Annotated in this window: 25 protein-coding genes and 1 riboswitch; of the genes, 24 read left to right on the forward strand and 1 reads right to left on the reverse strand. The window is 49.1% G+C overall.

Going from position 1 to position 22,536, the window contains the following annotated elements; all coding sequences use genetic code 11:
• Nucleotides 1–11 precede the first annotated feature (11 nt).
• From IC21_RS03440 to IC21_RS03480, 9 genes are all read left to right on the forward strand, one after another.
• Nucleotides 12–557: a ReoY family proteolytic degradation factor gene (locus IC21_RS03440; protein WP_026104695.1), complete on the forward strand. Its 546-nt coding sequence runs from the start codon at nt 12–14 to the stop codon at nt 555–557.
• Nucleotides 558–602: 45 nt separating this feature from the next.
• Entirely contained in the window at nt 603–1,064 is a 462-nt protein-coding gene (locus IC21_RS03445) for a YpiF family protein (RefSeq protein ID WP_017552407.1), read from the forward strand.
• Between the two features lie 162 nt (nt 1,065–1,226).
• Entirely contained in the window at nt 1,227–1,739 is a 513-nt protein-coding gene (locus IC21_RS03450; protein ID WP_019720940.1) for a QcrA and Rieske domain-containing protein, read from the forward strand.
• A gap of 10 nt (nt 1,740–1,749) precedes the next feature.
• A complete protein-coding gene (qcrB, locus tag IC21_RS03455) occupies nt 1,750–2,424 on the forward strand; it encodes a menaquinol-cytochrome c reductase cytochrome b subunit (protein ID WP_013859495.1) in 675 nt (224 codons plus the stop codon).
• Between the two features lie 38 nt (nt 2,425–2,462).
• Complete coding sequence (locus tag IC21_RS03460; protein WP_029141515.1) at nt 2,463–3,227, forward strand: menaquinol-cytochrome c reductase cytochrome b/c subunit; 765 nt, start codon at nt 2,463–2,465, stop codon at nt 3,225–3,227.
• An 87-nt stretch (nt 3,228–3,314) separates the two neighbouring features.
• Nucleotides 3,315–3,911 (forward strand): lipoprotein heptaprenylglyceryl N-acetyltransferase LhaT, encoded by a 597-nt coding sequence (gene lhaT / locus IC21_RS03465; protein WP_029141514.1) that lies wholly within the window; start codon nt 3,315–3,317, stop codon nt 3,909–3,911.
• A gap of 115 nt (nt 3,912–4,026) precedes the next feature.
• Nucleotides 4,027–4,818, forward strand: a complete 792-nt coding sequence (gene ypjB / locus IC21_RS03470; RefSeq protein ID WP_014098173.1) for a sporulation protein YpjB — start codon at nt 4,027–4,029, stop codon at nt 4,816–4,818.
• Nucleotides 4,819–4,881: 63 nt separating this feature from the next.
• Entirely contained in the window at nt 4,882–5,568 is a 687-nt protein-coding gene (locus IC21_RS03475) for a zinc metallopeptidase (protein ID WP_029141513.1), read from the forward strand.
• A gap of 102 nt (nt 5,569–5,670) precedes the next feature.
• Nucleotides 5,671–5,715: riboswitch (PreQ1 riboswitch) on the forward strand.
• Nucleotides 5,716–5,721: 6 nt separating this feature from the next.
• Nucleotides 5,722–6,204, forward strand: coding sequence for a QueT transporter family protein (locus IC21_RS03480; protein WP_013859490.1), 483 nt, complete (start codon nt 5,722–5,724; stop codon nt 6,202–6,204).
• Between the two features lie 26 nt (nt 6,205–6,230).
• Here IC21_RS03480 and IC21_RS03485 read toward each other — a convergent pair whose 3' ends face one another.
• Nucleotides 6,231–7,094 (reverse strand): YitT family protein, encoded by an 864-nt coding sequence (locus tag IC21_RS03485; RefSeq protein WP_013859489.1) that lies wholly within the window; start codon nt 7,092–7,094, stop codon nt 6,231–6,233.
• A gap of 151 nt (nt 7,095–7,245) precedes the next feature.
• Between IC21_RS03485 and IC21_RS03490 the strand changes: the two genes are divergently transcribed.
• The 15 genes from IC21_RS03490 to nth all read left to right on the forward strand — a co-directional run bounded on the left by IC21_RS03490 (nt 7,246) and on the right by nth (nt 22,467).
• Entirely contained in the window at nt 7,246–7,590 is a 345-nt protein-coding gene (locus tag IC21_RS03490; RefSeq protein WP_029141512.1) for a nucleotide pyrophosphohydrolase, read from the forward strand.
• 6 nt (nt 7,591–7,596) lie between these two features.
• On the forward strand, nt 7,597–8,397 hold the full coding sequence (gene dapB / locus IC21_RS03495) for a 4-hydroxy-tetrahydrodipicolinate reductase (protein ID WP_029141511.1): 801 nt from the start codon (nt 7,597–7,599) through the stop codon (nt 8,395–8,397).
• An 18-nt stretch (nt 8,398–8,415) separates the two neighbouring features.
• Complete coding sequence (bshB1, locus tag IC21_RS03500) at nt 8,416–9,123, forward strand: bacillithiol biosynthesis deacetylase BshB1 (RefSeq protein WP_029141510.1); 708 nt, start codon at nt 8,416–8,418, stop codon at nt 9,121–9,123.
• Nucleotides 9,120–10,304 (forward strand): N-acetyl-alpha-D-glucosaminyl L-malate synthase BshA, encoded by a 1,185-nt coding sequence (gene bshA, locus IC21_RS03505; protein ID WP_029141509.1) that lies wholly within the window; start codon nt 9,120–9,122, stop codon nt 10,302–10,304. Before bshB1 ends, bshA begins: the two co-directional genes overlap by 4 nt.
• The gene (locus tag IC21_RS03510; RefSeq protein WP_029141508.1) at nt 10,258–11,460 is read left to right on the forward strand and encodes a CCA tRNA nucleotidyltransferase; all 1,203 of its coding nucleotides are present in this window, start codon (nt 10,258–10,260) and stop codon (nt 11,458–11,460) included. Before bshA ends, IC21_RS03510 begins: the two co-directional genes overlap by 47 nt.
• The gene (locus tag IC21_RS03515) at nt 11,433–12,410 is read left to right on the forward strand and encodes a biotin--[acetyl-CoA-carboxylase] ligase (protein ID WP_029141507.1); all 978 of its coding nucleotides are present in this window, start codon (nt 11,433–11,435) and stop codon (nt 12,408–12,410) included. Before IC21_RS03510 ends, IC21_RS03515 begins: the two co-directional genes overlap by 28 nt.
• 265 nt (nt 12,411–12,675) lie before the next feature.
• On the forward strand, nt 12,676–13,515 hold the full coding sequence (panB, locus tag IC21_RS03520; RefSeq protein WP_017553045.1) for a 3-methyl-2-oxobutanoate hydroxymethyltransferase: 840 nt from the start codon (nt 12,676–12,678) through the stop codon (nt 13,513–13,515).
• Between the two features lie 14 nt (nt 13,516–13,529).
• Nucleotides 13,530–14,375, forward strand: a complete 846-nt coding sequence (gene panC, locus IC21_RS03525; protein WP_029141506.1) for a pantoate--beta-alanine ligase — start codon at nt 13,530–13,532, stop codon at nt 14,373–14,375.
• Nucleotides 14,376–14,400: 25 nt separating this feature from the next.
• Entirely contained in the window at nt 14,401–14,784 is a 384-nt protein-coding gene (gene panD, locus IC21_RS03530) for an aspartate 1-decarboxylase (RefSeq protein WP_014098184.1), read from the forward strand.
• 136 nt (nt 14,785–14,920) lie between these two features.
• A complete protein-coding gene (dinG, locus tag IC21_RS03535) occupies nt 14,921–17,713 on the forward strand; it encodes an ATP-dependent DNA helicase DinG (protein ID WP_029141505.1) in 2,793 nt (930 codons plus the stop codon).
• A 192-nt stretch (nt 17,714–17,905) separates the two neighbouring features.
• Nucleotides 17,906–18,358: a cell wall elongation regulator TseB-like domain-containing protein gene (locus IC21_RS03540; protein WP_029141504.1), complete on the forward strand. Its 453-nt coding sequence runs from the start codon at nt 17,906–17,908 to the stop codon at nt 18,356–18,358.
• Between the two features lie 22 nt (nt 18,359–18,380).
• Nucleotides 18,381–19,568 carry a pyridoxal phosphate-dependent aminotransferase gene (locus IC21_RS03545; RefSeq protein WP_029141503.1) on the forward strand — a complete coding sequence of 396 codons (1,188 nt, stop codon included), beginning with the start codon at nt 18,381–18,383 and terminating at the stop codon, nt 19,566–19,568.
• Nucleotides 19,569–19,663: 95 nt separating this feature from the next.
• Entirely contained in the window at nt 19,664–20,956 is a 1,293-nt protein-coding gene (gene asnS / locus IC21_RS03550; protein ID WP_029141502.1) for an asparagine--tRNA ligase, read from the forward strand.
• Nucleotides 20,957–21,063: 107 nt separating this feature from the next.
• Entirely contained in the window at nt 21,064–21,759 is a 696-nt protein-coding gene (locus IC21_RS03555) for a DnaD domain-containing protein (protein WP_029141501.1), read from the forward strand.
• Between the two features lie 48 nt (nt 21,760–21,807).
• Nucleotides 21,808–22,467 carry an endonuclease III gene (nth, locus tag IC21_RS03560; RefSeq protein WP_029141500.1) on the forward strand — a complete coding sequence of 220 codons (660 nt, stop codon included), beginning with the start codon at nt 21,808–21,810 and terminating at the stop codon, nt 22,465–22,467.
• The last annotated feature ends 69 nt before the right edge of the window (nt 22,468–22,536 follow it).

Genomic DNA, 22,536 nt, shown 5'->3' on the forward strand with positions numbered 1-22,536 from the left:
GAGGGATTACGATGGCTCTCACCCCTGTTTCAATCAACGAGAAAAAGGAGTTTATCCGTTGGTTTTTAAATCATTACCAATTAAAAAGACGGGAGTCAGTCTGGATCTTGAATTATTTAATGGGCCACGACCAGCTGATGGAAAAAGTCCATTTCGTCGAGGAAGCGCATCTTTGCCCGCGCGGCATTATCATGTCGACGCATTGCGTGGACAATGTGCCGTTCCGCTTTTATAAAGATAATATTATGACAACGGATGCGGAAAAGTCTTTCCATGATATCCGGCTGAACCGTGAAGAAGACATTTATATCCAGCTCAATTTCAAAAAATCCCAATTATCGTACCAGTATGCGGCTGTGCTTGAAGAAAACCCGTATATGCCGAAAGATCTCCATATAAACGAGACAGACCGGCAAATGGCGGAAAAATTATTGGAGAAAAGCATGAAAGATTTTAAACGGAATAAACTGCGAGAAGAAATCGACAAAGCGCTCGATGAGAAAGATTACAGCCGTTTTGTCGAATTAAGCGGGGAGATGAAAGAACTGGACGATTAATCATTCCGGTTTCTGCCCGTGGGGAAAATGAAAGGGGTATCATTCGTGCTCTGGCGTGCAAATGACATGGAATTGTACCAACAGGAACGTTACTTTATTGACACGGCAGTCCTGCCGCTTGTCCCGGTTTCATTCGGGGACCGTATCCGGCAGCTCGCTTCCGGATATGAATGGATCCAGATGATCGCAGGCTGCCTTGAGTCGCAATTTAAAGGCCGGATTGTTTTGCTGCCCGCTTTCCCATATTTGCAGCAGGCGATCCCGGATAGCGCGGGGCCTGCCATCAAGTCATGGGAAGCCGAATTGGCTGAAAGCGGGTTCCGGCATATTTTTTATTTGACCAGCGATCCCGGGTGGCAAAGGCTCCAGGCCGAACTGAACGGAAATGTGCTCTGGATGCCGGCTGTCCCGCTTGAACATATGGAACAGAAACAGCGAGATGCCATTGTGGATGAACAGGTGAAACAGCTTATCTCCACCATTGTCCGGTCATGGGGGGAAAACTGAAAAAGTTATATTAAAATATCAGTTTATTTCGAATAGAAAGATATTTGGCATAAAATAGACAATATTCATTGACCGGCAAATATCTTTGCTTTATCATAAGAGTGTATTTGCTGCATCTTGAAAATAGTATGAAACCGAGAGTTCTGTAAGGGGGGGAACAGGTTGAGCAAAAAAGATCCGGTGTCAAGGAGGCAGTTTTTAAATTACACGCTGATGGGCGTAGGCGGATTTATGGCTGCGGGTGCGCTGATGCCAATGCTCCGTTTTGCCGTCGACCCGGTGCTCGAGGCGGAAGCAGCCGGCGACTTTCATCCAACCAAATTGAAAGTTTCCGATATTAAGAGCGAACCGGTGCGTGTCGATTTTAAATACGAACAGACAGACGGCTGGTATAAATCGGATGTCACCCAGACGGCCTGGGTGTATAAAGACAGCAAAGGCGATATTGTGGCACTTTCACCGGTTTGCAAACATCTCGGCTGTACCGTGAACTGGAATACGAACAAAGCGCATCCGAATCAGTTTTTTTGCCCTTGCCACGGCGGACGGTATGAGAAAAACGGGAAAAACGTACCGGGAACACCACCTTCCGCGCCTTTGGATGCATACCCTGTCAAAACAAAGGGCGGCTATCTGTATCTGGGCAAACCGCAGAAAAATCCATATGTGAAGTGAGGGGGAAGAGATGCTTAGCAAATTGTATGACTGGGTCGACGAGCGCCTTGATATTACGCCGCTTTGGCGGGATATTGCCGACCATGAAGTGCCGGAGCATGTCAACCCGGCGCACCATTTTTCCGCTTTTGTCTATTGTTTTGGGGGGCTCACTTTCTTTATAACAGCCATCCAGATTCTGTCGGGTATGTTTTTAACGATGTACTATGTCCCGGATATTAAAAATGCCTGGCACTCTGTCTATTATTTGCAGCATGATGTGGCATACGGCCAGATTGTGAGAGGAATGCACCACTGGGGGGCAAGCCTCGTCATCGTCATGATGTTTTTACATACGCTGCGGGTGTTTTTCCAGGGCGCATACAAGAAGCCGCGCGAGCTGAACTGGATTGTCGGCGTGCTCATCTTTTTCGTCATGCTCGGGCTCGGCCTCACAGGTTATTTGCTTCCGTGGGATATGAAAGCGCTTTTTGCGACAAAAGTCAGCCTGCAGATTGCGGATTCGGTGCCGTTTATCGGGCCGTATATTAAAACGCTTTTGGCCGGCCATCCGGATATTGTCGGCGCCCAGACGCTGACGCGTTTTTTTGCCATCCATGTCTTTTTCCTGCCGGCGGTGCTGATGCTGCTTTTGGCAGCCCATTTTTTGATGATCCGCAAGCAGGGAATTTCCGGACCGCTGTAATGTATAAGTATCCATAACGGGCAAAAGGAGGGGGAAGGATGCATCGCGGAAAAGGAATGAGATTTGTTGGCGATTCCAGAATTAATGCGGACCGCAAACCGAATATTCCAAAGGATTACTCGGAGTATCCCGGTAAAACGGAAGCTTTTTGGCCGAACTTTTTGTTGAAAGAGTGGCTCGTCGGCGCTGTTTTTCTTGTCGGCTTTTTATGCCTCACAGCCGCGCACCCGTCGCCGCTTGAGCGGATTGCAGACCCGACGGACACAAGTTATATTCCGATGCCGGACTGGTATTTTCTATTCCTGTATGAATTATTAAAGTATACTTATTCTTCCGGCCCGTACCAGGTAATTGGGCTCGCGATCCCGGGCGTTGCTTTTCTTGCACTGCTGTTGGCGCCGTTTATTGACCGCGGCCCTAAGCGGCGGCCGCTTGACAGGCCCCTTGCAACCGTGTTTATGCTGCTCGCGGTTTGTGCGATATTCTACCTGACATGGGAAGCGGCAGCCCACCACGATTGGAAAAAAGCGAAAGAGCAGGGGAAAATCGTGAAACAGGTTTCCATTGACAAAAATGCTGAAGGCTATAAAGTATTTGCCAAGCAGACGTGTGTAACGTGCCACGGGGAAAATCTCCAGGGCAGTGCGGCAGCTCCTTCTTTGGTCGGCACAGGCTTAAGTGCGGATGAAATTGCAAAGATTGCCAAAAAAGGCAAAGGGAAAATGCCGCCTAACCAATTTAAAGGCTCGGATCAGGATTTGAAAAAACTGGCGGATTATATCGCCGGGCTAAAATCGAAATAAAAGCAAAAAAAGCCGGTTTCTGCCGGCTTTTTTCATGCTTTCTGTTTTGTTAAAATGAGCCTATCATTTTTGAAATGGGGGAAAACGATGAATGTACCGGCATTGTATGCGGCGCTGGCAGACAGGCGTGTCCTTTGGCTGCTTTTTTTAGCCAATGCTGCAGGGACCATTTATGGTTACATTTGGTACGGGTGGCAGCTTCGCGATACGCCGCCCGCGTTTTGGCTGTTTGTCCCGGACAGCCCGACCGCAAGCCTGTTCTTTCTGTTTGTGCTGCTTGCCTTTTTATGGCGGAAACACTGGCCGTATGTGGAGGCGCTTGCAATGGTGACACTTTTTAAATACGGGATTTGGGCGGTTGCGATGAACTTTCTCGTGCTGATCGTAAACGGCTCATTGCCATGGCAGGGATATATGCTGATGGCTTCCCATTTGGCAATGGCGATAGAGGGAATATTGTATGCGCCGTTTTACCAATTCAAATGGAAGCATCTTTTGGTTGCGGCGGTATGGGCTTTGCACAATGATATCATTGACTACGTTTTTATGCAGTTTCCCCGGTACGAAGATGTATACCGGTACATCCGTGAAATCGGCTATTTTACCTTTTGGCTGAGCATCCTGTCTGTTTTGCTTGCATACCGGTTTGCCATGCACAAAAGGCGGCTCCGCCTCGAACTTTAAATCGCTTTTTCCGCCGGCAGAAAACAGGAATTCCCGAAATGGACGCCAGGCTGTTTTTATGGTCTACTCTTGTCCTTCCCTTCATAAGTTAGTAACAATATGAGGGGGGACAAGGATGAGGAGAAAAGTAGTGATCCTTCTTTGTGTGTTCATGTTAAGTTTTGCCGGAAAAAGTTTTGCAAAAGGTTCGGATGATGCTTTGGCACATTTAAATGACCTAAGCGACGAGGCATTGCAGCTGGCGAAAAACGGGCAATATGCAGAAGCAAAAAATGTGCTGAATGAATTTTCGAAAACATTTTCCAGGCAATCGTTTAAAAATAAACGTTTAACGATGGATGAATTGAGAGTTTTGACCGTCACTCATGATGAAGCGGTAAAGGCGTTGACGAAAGTAAGCGCAGAGCCTGAGGAGAAAGTGGATGCCTGCACGTCATTCCGGCTCGTGGTGGATGCGATCCAATCGAAGTATCAGCCGCTCTGGACGCAGATGGAAGGGCCGGTGATGTCTTCATTTACAGAGGTGCAAAAAGCAGCCGCAACAGGGAAGCGTGAAACGTACAACGAAAAATTAAACCTGTTCCTCAAACAATATGCAGTGATCGAGCCGAGTTTAAGAGTGGATCTGCCGGTTGAAAAAATACAGCGGCTCGATTCGAAAATCGCTTATATTGACCGTTATCGGGACAAGGTGGCAGGCAGCGGGTCCGGAAAAAAGGAGCTGGAGGCGCTCCGGACAGATTTAAAGCAGCTGTTTGAAGCCATGAAGGAAGATGAAGCCGACCCCTCCCTCTGGTGGATTATGATTTCCACCGGCAGCATCATCATTCTTACTTTATCGTATGTCGGATGGAGAAAATACAAAGGGCAAAAAGAAGAGCGTCACGAGACCGATCATATGGATTGACCTTTTGACCTTATTCGGATACAATAAAAGTAAGATAACCATGGAGGTTATGGAGGGTGGCAAATGTCGTTTTTGATTTACTATCTCATTTTGACGATCATTCCGATCTGGGCCCAGCTGAAGGTAAGAAACACATACAGTAAGTATGAAAAGGTCGCAAATGCATCCGGCATGACAGGCGCCGAGGTGGCAAGGATGATCTTGGACGAAAATGGCTTATACCATGTGAAAGTGCTAGAACACAGCGGCTTTCTGAGCGACCATTACAATCCGATTAACAAAACCGTCAATTTGTCGACTGCCAACTACCACGGGCGTTCGATTGCGGGTGCGGCTGTTGCGGCGCACGAATGCGGACACGCTATTCAGGATAAAGTCAACTACGGGCCGCTCCGTTTCCGCCACCGCCTTGTGCCTGTGGCGAATATCGGCAGCAACGCCTCTTGGATTTTTATTTTGATCGGGATGTTCACGCATGCGACAGGCATGTTCCTGCTTGGTATTATTCTGATGGGGCTTGCCGTGTTGTTCCAGCTTGTGACATTGCCGGTTGAATTCAATGCGTCGTCACGTGCGCTTGCCCAAATGACGTCGCTCGGCATCGTCCGCGGCGGGGAAGAAAGGGAAGCGCGCAAAGTGTTATCGGCTGCCGCGCTGACATATGTAGCTGCCGCGGCGGTTGCGGTCATTGAATTGCTGCGTTTAATCCTCATCTTTACCAACTTAAACGGCAATAACAACAATAATTGACAGTACGAAAAGCTTTCCGGGGTGTATCGGCAACCCGGAAAGCTTTTTTTCGTCTTGCTGCATGTGCCGGTTTGCATTATAATGAAGAAGTTTGGTTGTTTCCAACCCGTGGTTCGAAACCATCCCACGTAAAAAAACTAAGGAGAGATGCATATGAAACTGAAAACACTCGTCGTCAACGGGGTTGTCGCGGCACTGTATATTGCGGTGACATTTTTTATCCAGCCGCTTGCGTTTATGAACGTCCAGTTCCGTGTTTCTGAAATTTTTAACCATCTCGTTGTGTTTAACAAGAAGTATATGATCGGTATAGTGGCAGGCGTTTTTCTCTCAAACTTGTTTTTCTCGCCGATCAAGTATGATATGTTCATCGGTACAGCCCAGTCCGTCCTTGCGCTTGCGATTACCATTTTATCCGCACGGTTTATAAAGGGCGTCTGGGGACAGATGATCCTTAATTCCATTGCTTTTACGGCCTCCATGTTTATTATCGCATGGGAAATGCAATGGTTTAACGGCGTGCCTTTCTTTTTCGGCTGGCTGACGGCAGGTGCCGGCGAGCTAGCCGTGATGCTGATTGGAATGCCGGTTATCTACCTGATCAACAAACGCCTGCATTTTGAAAAACAGGTTTAAAAAAGAGCTGCCGCGGCAGCTCTTTTTTAATCTTCAATCGGCTGTTTATTCTCATCAAGCGTAAAGCCTTCCCCGAGCACATCATGGACCACCATCATCGACACGAAAGCATGGGGGTCAACGGAATGGATAATGCCTTTTAAACGGGACACCTCATGTTTTCCGACGACACAGTACAGCACATCCCGGTCCTGTTTCGTGAACATGCCGTGCCCGCGAAAAACGGTAACGCCGCGGTCCATCTGCTTCATGACTTTCTCGGCAATTTCATCATGCTTGTCCGAAATGATAAAAGCGCCTCTAGCCGTATAGGCCCCTTCCTGCAGAAAATCGACAACTCGCGAGCCGACAAAAACGGCAACGAGCGTGTACATCGCTTCCCGGTAATGCAGGTAGGTGATAAGCGACAGCGTAATCACGCATGCGTCGAACATGAACATGGTCCTGCCCATTGCCACGCCTTTATATTTAAATACGAGCCTGGCAATGATATCGACACCTCCCGATGTCCCCCCGTAGCGGAAAATAATCCCGAGCCCGATGCCGATAAATACCCCGGCAAACAGCGCCGCAAGAAACATATCATCGCGAAGCGGAATATGGAAATGTTTCTTTTCAAATATCCATAAAAAAAGAGAGGAGCCGACCGTCCCGACCAGTGTATAGTAAAACGATTTTTTTCCAAGCAGCTTCCATCCGACAAAAAATACGGGGATATTCAAAATCAGATTGGAGTAAGAGGGGTTGATGTGAAATAAATAGTAAAGCAGCAGCGTAATTCCGGTAAAACCGCCTTCCGCCAGATGATTCTGGATATTAAAATGGACAATGCCAAAGGCAAAGATGCAAGAGCCGAGCAGGATAAAAAAGATGTTTTTCATTTTCAGCATAATCCGTATCCTCCTTCCCCGGTATATATCCGGCGTTCCCATTATAGCGAAAGCGGTACAAAAGGGCAATCAGGCAGAGAGAAAAGCAAATATATGATTTGTAAAATCTGCCGTTTTTGGCTAACATGGAAGAGGATTACAGGATTGGGGGATGAAAATGGCAGAAAACAAAACGATCCGGCAAATGCAAAAAGAAGTCGATGATTATATCAGCCAGTTTAAAGAAGGGTACTTCAGTCCGCTTGCGCTTACAGCAAGGCTGACGGAAGAACTTGGAGAGCTGGCGCGCGAAATCAATCATTATTACGGGGAAAAACCGAAAAAACCGGATGAGAAGCCGAAAACCGTAGCAGAAGAGCTCGGCGATTTGCTGTTTGTCGTCATTTGCATGGCAAATGCTTTACATATTGATTTACAGGAAGCCCATACAATGGTTTTGCAGAAATTTAATACGCGTGATAAAGACAGATGGACGCGTAAAGAGCAGGAGGAGTAATGAAACATGGATGATATTCGGATTATTGTTGCCGGGGCCCGCGGGAAAATGGGGAGCGAGGCGGTGCGGCTGATCGAGCGGACGGAACATTTTAAACTCGTTGGCGTAGTGGACAGGACTTTTGACGGCAAACTGTTCAATGATGTATCCGATTATAACGGCGAACCGGTCCGGGTGTATACCGACCCGGAAGCATGCCTTGAAAACTGCCCGGCGGATGTATGGATTGATTTGACGGTGCCGAAAGCAGGGTTCCTCCATGCGAAAACGGCTCTCGCACATTGTGTCCGTCCGGTTGTCGGGACGACCGGGTTTACCGATGCGGAACTGGAAGAACTAAAGGCTGTTTCCGCACAAAAAGGAATCGGCTGTATCATTGCACCGAATTTTGCTGTCGGGGCAGTGCTGATGATGAAATTTGCGCAAATGGCGGCGAAATATTTCCCGGATGTGGAAATCATCGAGCTGCACCATGACCGGAAAAAAGATGCCCCGTCCGGCACGAGCGTAAAAACGGCGCAAATGATCTCGGAAGCAAGAAGAAAAAAAACACAGGGGCATCCGGATGAAAAAGAAACATTACAAGGTGCAAGAGGCGCGGATTTTGAAGGCATGCATATCCACAGCGTCCGCCTGCCCGGCCTTGTCGCCCACCAGGAAGTGCTGTTCGGCGGGGACGGCCAGCTGCTTACGATCCGTCATGACTCGATGGATCGCGCATCTTTCATGTCAGGGGTGAAAGTAGCCGTTGAAACGGTGATGAACCTCAATACATTTGTTTACGGGCTCGAAAATATTTTGGATTAACCGGAAGGAGGAAAGGAAATGGCTGGCAAGGTGGATATTCTCGCTTTCGGGGCCCATGCCGACGATGTCGAAATCGGCATGGCGGCATCCATTGCCAAATGGGCATCGATGGGGAAAAAAATTGCGATATGCGATTTGACAGAAGCGGAGCTGTCTTCGAACGGGACGGTTGAAAACCGCAAAAAAGAGGCACAAAACTCGGCAGCTTGCCTCGGGGTTAGAGAAAGAGTAACGCTGAAATTGCCGGACCGCGGCCTTTTTATGCAAGCGGACGCTATCCGCGCGATTACCGGCGTCATTCGGAAGTTTCAGCCGGATGTCGTGTTTGCGCCTTTTCATGAAGACCGCCATCCCGATCACGGTAACTGCGGCAGGCTTACAGAGGAAGCCTTTTTTTCAGCCGGCATCAGGAAATACCGTTCTGAACCGGATCTTCCTTCCCATAAACCGAAACATCTTTATTTTTATATGGTAAACGGTTTTCATCCGCCCGATTTTGTCGTCGATGTCACCAACTTTATGGACAAAAAACTTGAGAGTCTCCATGCCTATGAAAGCCAGTTTTCGATTCGGGAAAGAAGTGTCCATACCCCGCTTACGGATGGCTATATTGAAGCGGTCACTGCGCGCGAGAGGATGTTCGGGAAAGAGCTCGGGGTGAAATATGCAGAAGGGTTTTTAAGCAAAACACCGGTTCTTGTGAATTTGGATGTGCTCGATTTATGAAAAAGTTAAAAATCGGGATTACGTGCTATCCGACCGTAGGCGGATCCGGCGTCATTGCAACGGAACTTGGCCAGCTGCTTGCCGAAAACGGCCATGAGATCCATTTTATTACCTCGAGTGTCCCGTTCCGGCTCAATAAAATGTACCCGAATATTTATACCCATCAGGTGGAAGTGAACCAGTACGCCGTCTTTCAATATCCGCCTTATGATATTGCGCTTGCCTCTAAAATCGCGGAAGTGGCGGAAAGGGAACAGCTGGATGTGCTCCATGTCCATTATGCGATTCCACACGCCATCTGCGCCATTCTCGGCAAAATGATGACCGGTACCCGGATGAAAATCGTGACCACCCTGCACGGCACGGACATCACCGTGCTCGGGTATGACCCGTCGCTTGTCTCCGCCATCCGGTTCGGGATTGAACGGTCGGATGCAGTGACGGCGGTTTCCGATGCACTTGTCCGGCAAACGTATGATTTGATCCGGCCGCAGAAAAACATTTCGACGGTTTATAATTTTGTCGATGAACGCGTATACCGGAAAATGGAGGCAGGCCATTTAAAACAGGATTACGGCATTTCGGAAAAGGAAAAAGTGCTGATTCACGTTTCCAATTTCCGGGCGGTAAAGCGCGTGCCCGATGTCGTCAAGGCTTTTGCGAAAGTGCGGGCACAAATGCCGGCAAAACTGCTCCTTGTCGGCGACGGGCCGGAAATGACCGTCGTCTCCCGGCTCGTTGCCCAATGCGGTATAGAAAAAGATGTCTTGTTTTTAGGAAAGCAGGACCGGATCGAGGAGCTGTACGCAATCAGCGATTTGATGCTGCTTTTATCGGAAAAGGAAAGTTTCGGCCTTGTTGCGCTTGAAGCGATGGCGTGCGGCGTCCCGTGCATTGGCACCCGGGTTGGCGGGATTCCGGAAGTGATAACAGACGGGATGAACGGCTATTTGTGCGGGCTGGGCGATGTTGAAGCCGTTGCCGGAAAAGCCATCCGGCTGCTTGAGGATCCGGGCCTTTATGCTGCGTTTTCGAAAGCGTGCGAAAAGACGGTAAAAGATAAATTTTATTCCCGCAACATTTTGAAACAATATGAACAAATATATGAACAAACGGTAAATGAGGTTGATGGACATGCTCCCGCCATTTCAGACGGCGCTTCCCATTATCCGGACGCTTGAAGATGCAGGGTTCAAAGCTTTTTTTGTCGGGGGATCGATCCGCGACAGCCTGCTTGGGCGGCCGGTGCACGATGTCGATATTGCCACCTCGGCGAAACCGGAAGAGGTAAAGGCACTTTTTACACATACTGTCGACATCGGCATTGAACATGGAACAGTGCTTGTATTGTATAAAGGAAACCAGTATGAGATCACGACGTTCCGGACCGAGTCGGTATATAAAGATTACCGGCGCCCGGAATCGGTTGAATATGTGGACTCATTGCTTGAAGATTTAAAACGGCGCGACTTCACGATGAATGCGATGGCGATGGATAAAAACGGGAAACTGATTGATCCGTTTGCAGGCAGTGAAGCCATCCGGATGAAGCGGATTGAAACGGTCGGATCCCCTGAAGAAAGATTCCGGGAAGACGCGCTTCGGATGATGCGGGCCGCCCGGTTTACGAGCCAGCTCGGTTTTTGGATTGAAGACGGGACGAAACAGGCCATCAAGCGCCATGCACCGCTTATCCGGCATATTGCCGTTGAGCGGATTACCCAGGAATTTATCAAATTGCTGGAAGGAGAGCATCCGTATGAAGCGCTGCAACTGCTTCAAGAAACCGGGCTGCTCGGGTTTCTGCCCGGTCTTTGCGGCAGGGAAGCGCAGCTTTTTTCTGCCCTGCACCCGGTGTTAAACGAATTGTCAGAACAACAGCTTTGGGTGTACCTAGTTGCAACCGCAGACCCGGAAGATGCCAACACTTTTTTGCGAAAATGGAAACTGCCGAATGAAAAACGGAAAGCCATCGTGCGTACGCTCGGTTTTTTCAGGATGCGCGCCGGGCGAAAGTGGGATCCACTTATGCTCTACGATGCCGGCGAACAAATGGCATTGGATGCTGAAGCGGTTTTCTGCGCTTTTCGCCGTGAAAACCCTTCGCCCCGCATTGCCGCCCTCCGGCAGGCTTTCCGGAAATTGCCGGTGAAAAACCGCAACGAGCTGGCAATCGACGGGAAAAAGCTGATGGCGCTTTTTTCGAAAAAAGGCGGCCCGTGGCTGAAAGAAATGCTTCGTGAGATTGAAAAAGCGCTGATAAACGGCGAAATCGAAAACCAATATGAGGCAATCCGGAGGTGGGTTTTGTGCAAATATCCACAAGAGAAAAAATAATAGAACTGCTGACGGAAGCAGGGGACGGCTTTGTATCGGGAGAAACGCTGGCGAAAAAACTGAACTGCTCGCGGGCGGCAGTTTGGAAGCATATGGAAGAGCTGCGCAAAGAAGGTTTTGAATTGGAAGCGGTCCGGAAAAAAGGGTACCGTGTTAAAGCAACGGGCGATAAAGTGACGGAAAATGAAATCCGGTACGGGCTCGGGACAAAACGGCTTGCAAGAAACATCCATTACCGGGAAACGATCGATTCGACCCAGCGGCTCGCGCACCAGCTCGTACAGGAAGGCTGTCCCGACGGCACGCTTGTTATCGCTGAGCAGCAAACGGGGGGAAGGGGCAGGCTCAGGCGGTCCTGGTACTCCCCTAAATATACCGGTATCTGGATGAGCATTGTCCTGCGGCCGGATCTTCCGCCGCAAATGGCGCCCCCGTTTACGCTCATTGCCGCCGTTGCTGTTGCGCAGGCAATCGAAGAAACGGCAGGGATTGTGCCGGAGATCAAGTGGCCGAATGACCTGTTAATCGGCGAAAAAAAATGCGCAGGGATCCTGACAGAGCTTGAAGCGGACACAGACCGGATCCAGGCTGTGATTACAGGGATCGGGATCAATGTAAACGAAACCGATTTCCCGGAAGCCTTAAAACCGATCGCAACATCCCTTTCCCTTGCCTCGGGCAAAAAGGTAAAACGCGCGCTGCTCGTCCAGCGCATCCTTGAAAAATTGGAAAAATACGAGGAAATTTATCTCAGGGACGGCTTTGCGCCGCTTAAAATTTTATGGGAAAGTTATGCCAATGTGGCAGGGAAAAAAATCACGGCGCATACGTTAAAAGGGGATATTTCAGGGCGTGCGGTCGGCATCACGGATGACGGCGTGCTCCAGCTTGAAGGGGAAGACGGGCAGATGCATGCCATTTATTCCGCAGATATTGAAATCGAACGTTAAAAAATTGACAAAATTTTTGGCCGGATATAGCGCAATCCGGCCATTCCTGTTATAATCAACTTGGGTAGTATCTATTTCGGAACTATACCATTTCAGCTTTTTATACAAAATAGATTCTGCCTTGATCCTTAAACGGACGGGGACAGAGGGCCAAAATGAACAATTGAAAAAACAGGGAGCCCGTCTGTCCAGTGATGGGCTCCTTTTTCCAATTGTTTGTTTCCTCTGCACCGGTCAATCCATGACAGGTGAGGAGTGTTGGAAAATGAAACAAACGACGGATTTTGTGAAGATGAAGGCGCAAGAAGAAAAAATTGCAATGGTGACCGCCTACGATTACCCTTCTGCAAAGCTTGCAGAAGAAGCGGGCGTCGACATGATTCTTGTCGGCGATTCGCTCGGCATGGTCGTGCTCGGCTATGATTCGACCATTCCGGTGACCGTGGCGGATATGGTCCACCATACGAAAGCGGTCAAGCGCGGGGCGAAAAACACCTTTGTCGTCACCGACTTGCCGTTTATGTCTTACCATTTGAGCCGTGAAGAAACATTAAAAAACGGCGCCCGCATTATTCAGGACGGCGGGGCCCATGCCGTAAAACTGGAAGGCGGGAAAGAAGTTGCGGCTCACATTGAAGCGCTTACGGAATCGGGCATCCCGGTGATGGCTCATATCGGGCTGACGCCGCAAAAGGTCGGGATTTTCGGCGGCTATAAAGTCCAGGGAAAAACAGCGGAAGCCGCCAAAAAGCTGCTGGAAGATGCGAAAGCGTGCGAGGAGGCCGGCGCTTTCGCCGTCGTCCTGGAATGCGTCCCGCGGCAGCTTTCGGAAGAAGTGACATCCGCCCTTTCCATTCCAACCATCGGAATCGGGGCCGGGCTTGGCGTAGACGGGCAGGTGCTTGTATTCCATGACCTGGTGAAATACGGAAGCGAAAAAGTGGCAAAATTTGTGAAGCAATTTGCCGATGCGGATGCCGTGATGCACAGCGGGCTCCGCCAATATGTACAGGAAGTAAAAAACCGGGCGTTCCCTGAAGAAAAGCATACGTACACGATGAAAGAAGAAGAGCTGGCAACACTGTACGGGGGGCGTGCAAAATGAAAACCGCACAGGCGATGAGCGTTGCAGAAACGAAGCGGGAAATCCGGACGCTTGTATCCCGGTATAAAAAAGAAGGCAAGTCGATCGGGTTTGTCCCGACGATGGGCTATTTGCATGAAGGCCATCTCGCCTTGGCAAAGCAGGCAAGAAAAGAAAACGATATTGTCATCATGAGCATTTTTGTAAACCCGCTCCAGTTCGGGCCAAATGAAGATTTCGACCGGTATCCGCGCGATGCGGAAGGGGACCGGCATAAAGCGGAAGCAGCCGGCGTTGATGTATTGTTTATCCCGTCTGTTAAAGAAATGTATCCGCGCGCTTTATCGGTTCAAATAAAAGTGACAAAGGGGACGGATGTCCTTTGCGGAAGAAAGCGGCCGGGCCATTTTGACGGCGTGGCGGTAGTCCTTTCAAAACTGTTTCACCTCGTCCAGCCGGACCGCGCTTATTTCGGGCTGAAAGATGCCCAGCAGGTGGCCGTTGTTGAAAATCTTGTCCGCGATCTGGATTTTCCGGTTGACATTGTCCCATGCCCGATTGTGCGCGAACCGGACGGCCTTGCAAAAAGTTCGAGAAACGTCTATTTATCGGAGGCGGAGCGGAAAGAAGCGCCCGAAATATACAAAAGTTTGCAATTGGCAAACAAAGCGGTTGAACAGGGAGAGAGAAACCCGGAAAAAGTGATTTCCCTTGTGAAAGCGCATCTTTCCGCGCATCTGTCCGGGAAAATCGATTACGTGGAATTGTATTCTTATCCTGAACTCGAACCGGTCCATGCCATAAACGGGCGCTGTATCCTCGCAGTCGCCGTCCAATTTGAAAAAGCGCGGCTCATCGACAATATCATTTTTGCAGGATAAACAACAAGAATAGGGAGGGATTGCTTTGCTACGGACTGTGATGAACGGAAAAATCCACCGGGCAACCGTAACGGAAGCGAATTTAAACTATGTCGGAAGCATCACGATTGATGCGGATTTGCTGGATGCTGCGGGAATGGCGCCCAATGAGAAAGTGCAAATTGTGAACAATTACAACGGGGCGCGATTTGAAACGTACATTATCCCGGGTGAAAGGGGATCCGGTGTCATCTGCCTGAACGGCGCGGCCGCCCGGCTTGCACAACCCGGTGACATTGTGATTATCATTTCGTACGCCCTTTTGACGGAAGAAGAAATGAAAAACCACCATCCGAAAATTGTCCTGCTTGATGCAAAAAACCGGATTGAAAAAATGTTATCGGAAGAACCGGCTTCCACGATTCTGTAGGGGGAAAACCGCACCTGCTTTTTCGGGCAGGGCGGTTTTTCAATTTCTGCAGCCTGGTTGTGGCGAATCATCGATTTTATGTTAAAATAGTACAATATGGAAGAAACGGGGCAATTATTTTTAGTCAGGTGATGTTATGCAGCGCTATGTAGTCGTAGATCTTGAAACAACAGGAAATTCAGCAAAAAAAGGCGATCGCATCATCCAGTTTTCCGCTGTTGTGGTTGAAGGCCGGGAGATCAAAACGCAATTTACAAGCTTCGTCAATCCCGAAAAGCCGGTACCGCCGTTTATTTCGGAATTGACCGGGATCGATAACGGCATGCTTGAAGAAGCACCGGTATTTTCGGAGATCGCCCCGCGCATCATGGAAATTTTGGAAGGCAGCATATTTGTCGCCCACAATGTGCTGTTTGACCTGCCGTTTTTGCAGCAGGAATTAAAGGCTGCGGGGTTTCCGCCGTTTCGCGGGCCGAGCCTTGACACCGTTGAATTTTCGAGAATTGCATTTCCAACTTTAAACAGTTATAAACTGGGGGATCTGGCCGATTCTTTGTCCCTTTATCATGAACGGCCGCACCGGGCGGACAGTGATGCTTTTGTTACGGCAAAGCTGCTTCTTGCCTGCATGGAAAAGTGTGCGTCCCTTCCTGTCGTCACACTTGAACAACTCGTGCCGCTTTCTTATTCCTTGAAAAGCGACCTTGCCGGCATTTTTGAGGATATACTGGAAGAGAAACGGCGGCATATCGAGCATTTGCCGCCAGATATGGAAGTATACCGGGGCATCGCATTAAAGCGGAAAAGCCTGCCTGCGGATGACGGCCCGCGCGAGATTGGCCGTTATCCGCAGGATGCGGCTGAAAAAGAATCCTGGTTTGCGGCTTCAGGCGCCAGGATGGAAGCGCGCCCTGCCCAATTTGAAATGATGGACCATGTCCGCGAAGCTTTTTCTGCCGGCGAGCATGTCGCATTGGAAGCAGGCACGGGAATCGGCAAATCCCTTGCCTATCTTGTGCCGGCCGCTTTCCAAGCGATTTCGGAACAAAAACCGGTGTTAATCAGCACGTATACGGTTGCGCTTGAGCACCAGCTTTTAAATAAGGAAATCAAAAGGCTTGAACAGATGCTGAAAACCCCGGTCAGGACCGTGTTGCTAAAGGGGAGAAGCCATTACCTGCATTTGTTTAAGTTTGAACAGTCGTTAAAAGAACCGGACCGGCAGTACGACGCCGTATTTGCCAAAATGCAAATCCTGGTCTGGCTTACCGGAACAGAAAGCGGCGATCTTGACGAGCTTCATTTATCCGGCGGCGGAAAACATTTTTGGCAGCGGATTAAACAGGACGGCTGGCATACGGATAAAAAAGATCCGTGGAAATCGCGGGATTTTTATCTCCATGCCAAAGCCTGCGCAGCTTCTGCTGACATCGCCATCACGAACCATGCGATGCTGTGCGCGGAACTTGAAAGGGACCAGTCGGTGTTTGACGGATTTCAATACGTCATCATTGATGAAGCCCACCGCCTTGAACAAGCGGCCCGGGAAACGATCGGGAAACGCGCAAGTTACAACCAAATGAAATATATGATGGCAAGGCTCGGCCTGTATGAGCAAAAACAGCTGTTTTACAAATTGGAAAAAATGATGGAAAAATACGGGCTAAAATCCGGGCTGCATGCGTTTGAATGCGATGCAATCCTTCAGGGGCTTGATGCCGAGCTCGATGATTTATTCGGTTTGCTCGCCCAAAAAGTGATGCGCGCGAAGCGGGAAACAAACGGTTACCAGAAAATCAAATTAAGAATTAAAAAAGAAAACTGGAAACAAAAAGCATGGCAGGCGGTCCTGCTCTGTACGGAACGGGTCAGGGCGTCCATGAAAGAGATTTCGCAGGCATTGGAAGAAAGGCTTTTGCAGTTGCTTTCCGAAAAACAGATGAAAGAACAGACACTCGCTTTTATCGAAGAAATGTACAGCTTTTTGGAAGATTGGCGCCTTTTGCGCGAGAACCTGGCCGTTTTCGCCGGCCAAAACGGCGGGGATGAAAATGTCGTCTGGGTGGAAGGAGATTTGCGCGCCCTCCCGAACAGCCTTGTCATCTATTGCCAGCCGGTGCATGCCGGAGAAACGTTGCAAAAAGCTTTTTTTTCGCAAAAAAAGAGTGTCGTGCTTACTTCCGCGTCATTGACCGTTGGCGGAAGCTTCCGCTATTTTCTGGGCGAGACGGGGCTTTCGCACACCACAAAAACAGTCCGCATTCCGTCGCCTTTCCGCTTTGACAGGCAGGTGCAGTTTATTATCCCGAACGACCTTCCTGATATCGGATCCGCCAGTATGGAAGACTTTGCGGAAAAAATGGCAGGTTATCTGCTTGCCGTTGCGGAGGCCACAAAGGGCAGGATGATGATTTTATTTACATCCTTTGATTTGTTGAAAAAGGTGTACCACCTGATGAAAGAAAGCGGAATGCTTGAAGATTATATGCTCATCGCCCAGGGCATATCAAGCGGCAGCCGGTCGAGGTTAACGAAAAGCTTTCAAAAATTTGACAAAGCGATCCTTCTCGGTTTAAGCAGTTTTTGGGAAGGGGTTGACATCCCTGGCGATGACCTTTCCTGCCTCGTGATGGCCCGCCTCCCGTTTTTGCCCCCGGATGAGCCGGTTATAGAAGCAAAGTCCGATTATTTCAGGGCAAAAGGGAAAAATCCGTTTTCCGCTTATGCGTTGCCCGAAGCCGTGCTCAGGTTCAAACAAGGGTTTGGCAGGCTTATCCGGACGCGCCATGACCGCGGCATTTTTCTTGTCCTGGACCGGAGGATTGAAACGGCCACATACGGGCCGGCGTTCATAAAATCGCTGCCGCCGGTCCGCATCAGGCACCTGGATCTGAACGGGACGCTTGAGGCCATTGAAAGCTGGCTGTAAAAAAAGTGCTGCGACAATGCAGCACAAAACAGGGTGGACCGGAAAAATGATCAAATGCATCATTTTTTCATTCATTTTTGCTGTATAATGATGAAGGAAATGATTCTAAGCTTAGGATGGCCTGCATGGGAACTGATATGAATGACAATATCTGCTTAAAAGGATTTACGCCATGGAAAATGAGGGTTCGGAATGAAAAAAGCACTGATCTCAATTTGCATTTTGGTCATCGTGATAGCCGGATTTGCGGCAGAGACTTATTGGAAAGCACGGAAACCGTATCATGAAGCATACAACAAAGCGGCCGCTGTTGCCAAAAGCAAAGCCGGCATCCGGGCTGCCGATGCATTTTATCTTTACAATGGCACAAGCACCTATTATGTTGTCGTGGGGAAAGGAAAAGGCGGGAAGAAAAAAGTGATTTGGATCCCTGAAAAGAAACCGAAACGTGTGACCGTCCTAGACTTGAATACCGGCATCTCAAAACAGGATGCAGTGAAACAAGTGGTGCAAAAAAGGCAGCCGGATAAAATTTTATCTGTGCGGCTCGGCATGGAAAGCCAGGTTCCCATTTGGGAAGTTGCTTATATAAAAGGAAACAGCCTCGGCTATGATGAGGTTCCTTTTTTAAAAAAATCCAATTGATCCGTTTGGAGAGGTGAATCGTATGAAACTGGCATCAAGGGTAAGTGCATTAACGCCGTCATCCACGTTGGCGATTACGGCAAAGGCAAAAGCAATGAAGGCGCAAGGCATCGATGTGATCGGCCTTGGCGCAGGTGAACCCGATTTTAATACACCGAGGGAGATTATCGAAGCCGCGTATCAGTCGATGCTGGACGGCCAGACGAAGTATACCCCGGCTGGCGGAATGGCATCGCTGAAAGAGGCCGTCATTGAAAAATTCCAAAAAGACCAGGGGCTTGGCTTTAAAGCAAATGAAATCATCATCACCAACGGGGCAAAACACGCCTTGTATACATTGTTTCAGGTGCTGCTCGACCAGGGCGATGAAGTGATCATCCCGTCTCCTTACTGGGTAAGCTATCCCGAGCAGGTAAAGCTTGCGGAAGGCGTCCCGGTCTTTGTAGAAGGCAAAGAAGAAAACCAGTATAAAATAACGCCGGAGCAGCTGGAAAAAGCCGTATCACCACGGACAAAAGCGTTTGTACTCAACTCTCCCGGCAATCCGACCGGCATGATGTATACAAGGGAAGAACTTGAAAAACTCGGCGAAGTCTGCCTGAAACACGATATTTTGATCGTGTCGGACGAAATTTACGAAAAATTGGTGTACGGCGGCAACCGGCATGTCTCGATCGCCACCATTTCACCGGAACTGAAAGCACAGACGGTGATCATTAACGGCGTCTCAAAATCCCATTCCATGACCGGCTGGCGGATCGGCTATGCGGCCGGAAACGGGGAAATCATTAAAGCGATGACAAATCTTGCCAGCCATTCGACTTCCAATCCGGCAACGCCTTCCCAGTTCGCGGCACTCGCCGCATACAGCGGGGACCAGCGCACCGTGGAAGAGATGCGCCAGGCTTTCGAGGCACGGCTCAATGCAGTTTTTAACCAGCTGGTTGAAATTGACGGGATTACCTGCATCAAACCGCAAGGCGCTTTTTATTTATTCCCGAATGTGAAGAAAGCCGCAAAGCTGACCGGTTTTCAAACGGTTGACGCATTTGCGGAGGCTTTGCTCGAGGAAGCGCGCGTTGCCGTTGTCCCGGGTTCCGGTTTCGGCGCGGAAAACAATATCCGGCTTTCTTATGCCACTTCTTTGGAAAATCTTGAAGAAGCGCTTAAGCGGATCAAACAGTTCGTGGAAACACGGAAAAAAGCATGAACCTTTGGCTTGTTTCCTTTTTCCGCCTTTGTTTAGTATAATGGATTCCGGTACATATGGGAGACAAGCCGGAAATTGTTTTGGAGGGAAATACCGTGAAAATCACCATTTCAGAAGTACACCAGCATATCGGGGAGGAAGTGACGATCGGGGTCTGGCTGAACAATAAACGTTCAAGCGGCAAGATTGCCTTTCTCGAGCTGCGTGACGGGACAGGCTTTATACAAGGCGTGGTCGTAAAGAACGAAGCCGGGGAAGAGGTCTTTCAAACGGCAAAATCGATGAGCCAGGAAACTTCTTTCTACGTTACCGGCACCGTCCGGGAAGATGCCCGCTCCCCGTTCGGCTACGAGCTCCAGGTGGCCGGCATTCAGATCATCCATGAAGCCGTAGATTACCCGATCACACCGAAAGCACACGGGACCGAATTTTTAATGGACCACAGGCATTTATGGCTCCGTTCCCGCCGCCAGCACGCTGTCATGAAAATCCGGAACGAAATCATCCGGGCGACGTATGAATTTTTCAATATGAACGGATTTACGAAAATCGACCCGCCGATTTTAACCGGCAGTGCGCCGGAAGGGACGACCGAGCTGTTCCATACGAAGTACTTTGATGAAGAAGCTTATCTTTCGCAAAGCGGGCAGCTTTACATGGAAGCGGCAGCGATGGCATTCGGAAAAGTATTCTCTTTCGGCCCAACGTTCCGCGCTGAAAAATCGAAAACGCGCCGCCATTTGATCGAGTTTTGGATGATCGAGCCGGAAATGGCTTTTTATGAACATGAAGACAGCCTGAAAGTGCAGGAACAGTATGTTTCCTATATCGTCCGGTCCGTTTTGGAAAACTGCAAACTCGACCTACACCGGCTTGGCCGCGATACTTCAAGGCTTGAACAAGTGTCGGCACCGTTTCCGCGGATTACGTATGATGACGCCATTGAATTGCTCCATGAAAAAGGATTTGAGGATATCAAGTGGGGTGAAGATTTTGGCGCGCCGCATGAAACCGCAATTGCCGAAAGTTTCGACAAGCCGGTGTTCATTACGCATTATCCGGCTGCAATTAAACCGTTTTACATGCAGCCGGATGCTAAGCGCCCGGAAGTCGTGCTGTGCGCCGATTTGATTGCGCCAGAAGGGTACGGAGAAATCATCGGCGGCAGCGAGCGGATCAATGACTATGATTTGTTGCTGAAACGGATCAAGGATTTCAATCTGTCGGAAGAAGCTTACAAATGGTATCTTGATTTACGTAAATACGGTTCTGTTCCGCATTCCGGCTTCGGGCTGGGCCTTGAGCGGACGGTTGCCTGGATTTCGGGCGTTGAGCATGTGCGCGAAACGATTCCATTCCCGAGGCTTTTAAACCGGATCTATCCGTAATTGAAAAAACGGCTGCATTGACGGTGTGCAGCCGTTTTTCTTTTCAGATGTTTTTTTCAATTCCCTTGCCGTTTTTAAACTGCTATACTTACATTGAGGTGTCCGACATGGATAAAGATCTTTTGCTTGCCTGGTGGGAAGAAGGGGTATTGACCGTCCCCCAGCTCTTATTGAAAAAATACAAACAGCTTGGCCTGAATGAAACGGAACTTGTGCTTTTGCTGCAAGTTTATTCTTTTTTAAAAGAGGGAAATGCGTTTCCGACGCCTGAAGATCTGGCAGACAGGCTTACCATTCCGGAAAGTATGTGCGTTTCGATTTTGCGGCGTCTAATCCAGCATCAGTTTTTGTCCATTGAAGAAGGGGAAGGGGAAGGCGGCATCCTGTATGAAAAATATTCGATCATGCCGCTGTGGGCGAAACTCGCCGATGAATTTATCTATGAGAAAAAACAGGACGAGCTTGAAAAAAGCGTAAATGAAGAAACCGATTTATACACCACGTTTGAACAGGAGTTTGGCAGGCCGCTGTCGCCGCTCGAATGCGAAACATTGGCGATGTGGATTGACCAGGACGGGCAATCCTCTGATTTGATTAAAGCCGCCCTGCGTGAAGCCGTTATCTCCGGCAAACTGAATTTCCGCTACATAGACCGCATTTTGTTTGAATGGAAAAAGAACGGCATCCGGACGGTGGATGAAGCACGCGAATATGGAAGGAATTTCCGCAAATCGTCAAAACCGCAAGCAGAAAAACCGAAAACGACCAATCCGGTGCCGTTTTATAACTGGCTTGAACAATAAAAGGTGACGATAATAATTTTATGTAAACTAGTTACGGGAGTTTGAGAGATGCTGACAAAACAACAAATCCGGCATTGCCTTGAGACAATGGGGGAAATGTTTCCGGATGCCCGCTGTGAATTGAATCATTCAAATCCTTTTGAGCTGCTGATCGCGGTAACATTATCCGCCCAGTGCACCGATGCGCTCGTCAATAAAGTGACAAAAAATCTGTTTCAAAAGTATAAATCCCCGGATGACTATATTGCCGTGCCGCTTGAAGAACTGCAGCAGGACATCCGGTCGATCGGGCTTTACCGCAACAAAGCAAAAAACATCCAAAAACTTTGCCGGATGCTCATCGAGGAATACGGGCGGGAAGTGCCGCAAACGCGGGAAGAACTGATGAAACTGCCCGGCGTCGGCAGAAAAACGGCAAACGTTGTCCTGTCGGTTGCTTTTGGCATTCCGGCCATTGCTGTCGATACCCATGTAGAGAGAGTAAGCAAACGGCTCGGATTTTGCCGCTACAAAGACAGTGTACTGGAAGTGGAACAAACTTTAATGAAAAAAGTGCCGAAAGAAGAATGGTCGATCACGCACCACTGGATGATCTTCTTCGGCCGCTACCATTGCAAGGCCCAGCGCCCGCAATGTGAAATCTGCCCGCTTCTTGACCTGTGCAGGGAAGGAAAGAAACGGATGAAATGGAAAGAGAACAAGAAATAACAATACAAAAAGCATGGAGAACTGATTCTCCATGCTTTTTTGGTGTGAACCGGCGGGAGCACAGGAAGC

It is taken from the genome of Heyndrickxia coagulans DSM 1 = ATCC 7050 (assembly GCF_000290615.1).
In the GTDB taxonomy this organism is placed as follows: Bacteria; Bacillota; Bacilli; order Bacillales; family Bacillaceae_C; genus Weizmannia; species Weizmannia coagulans.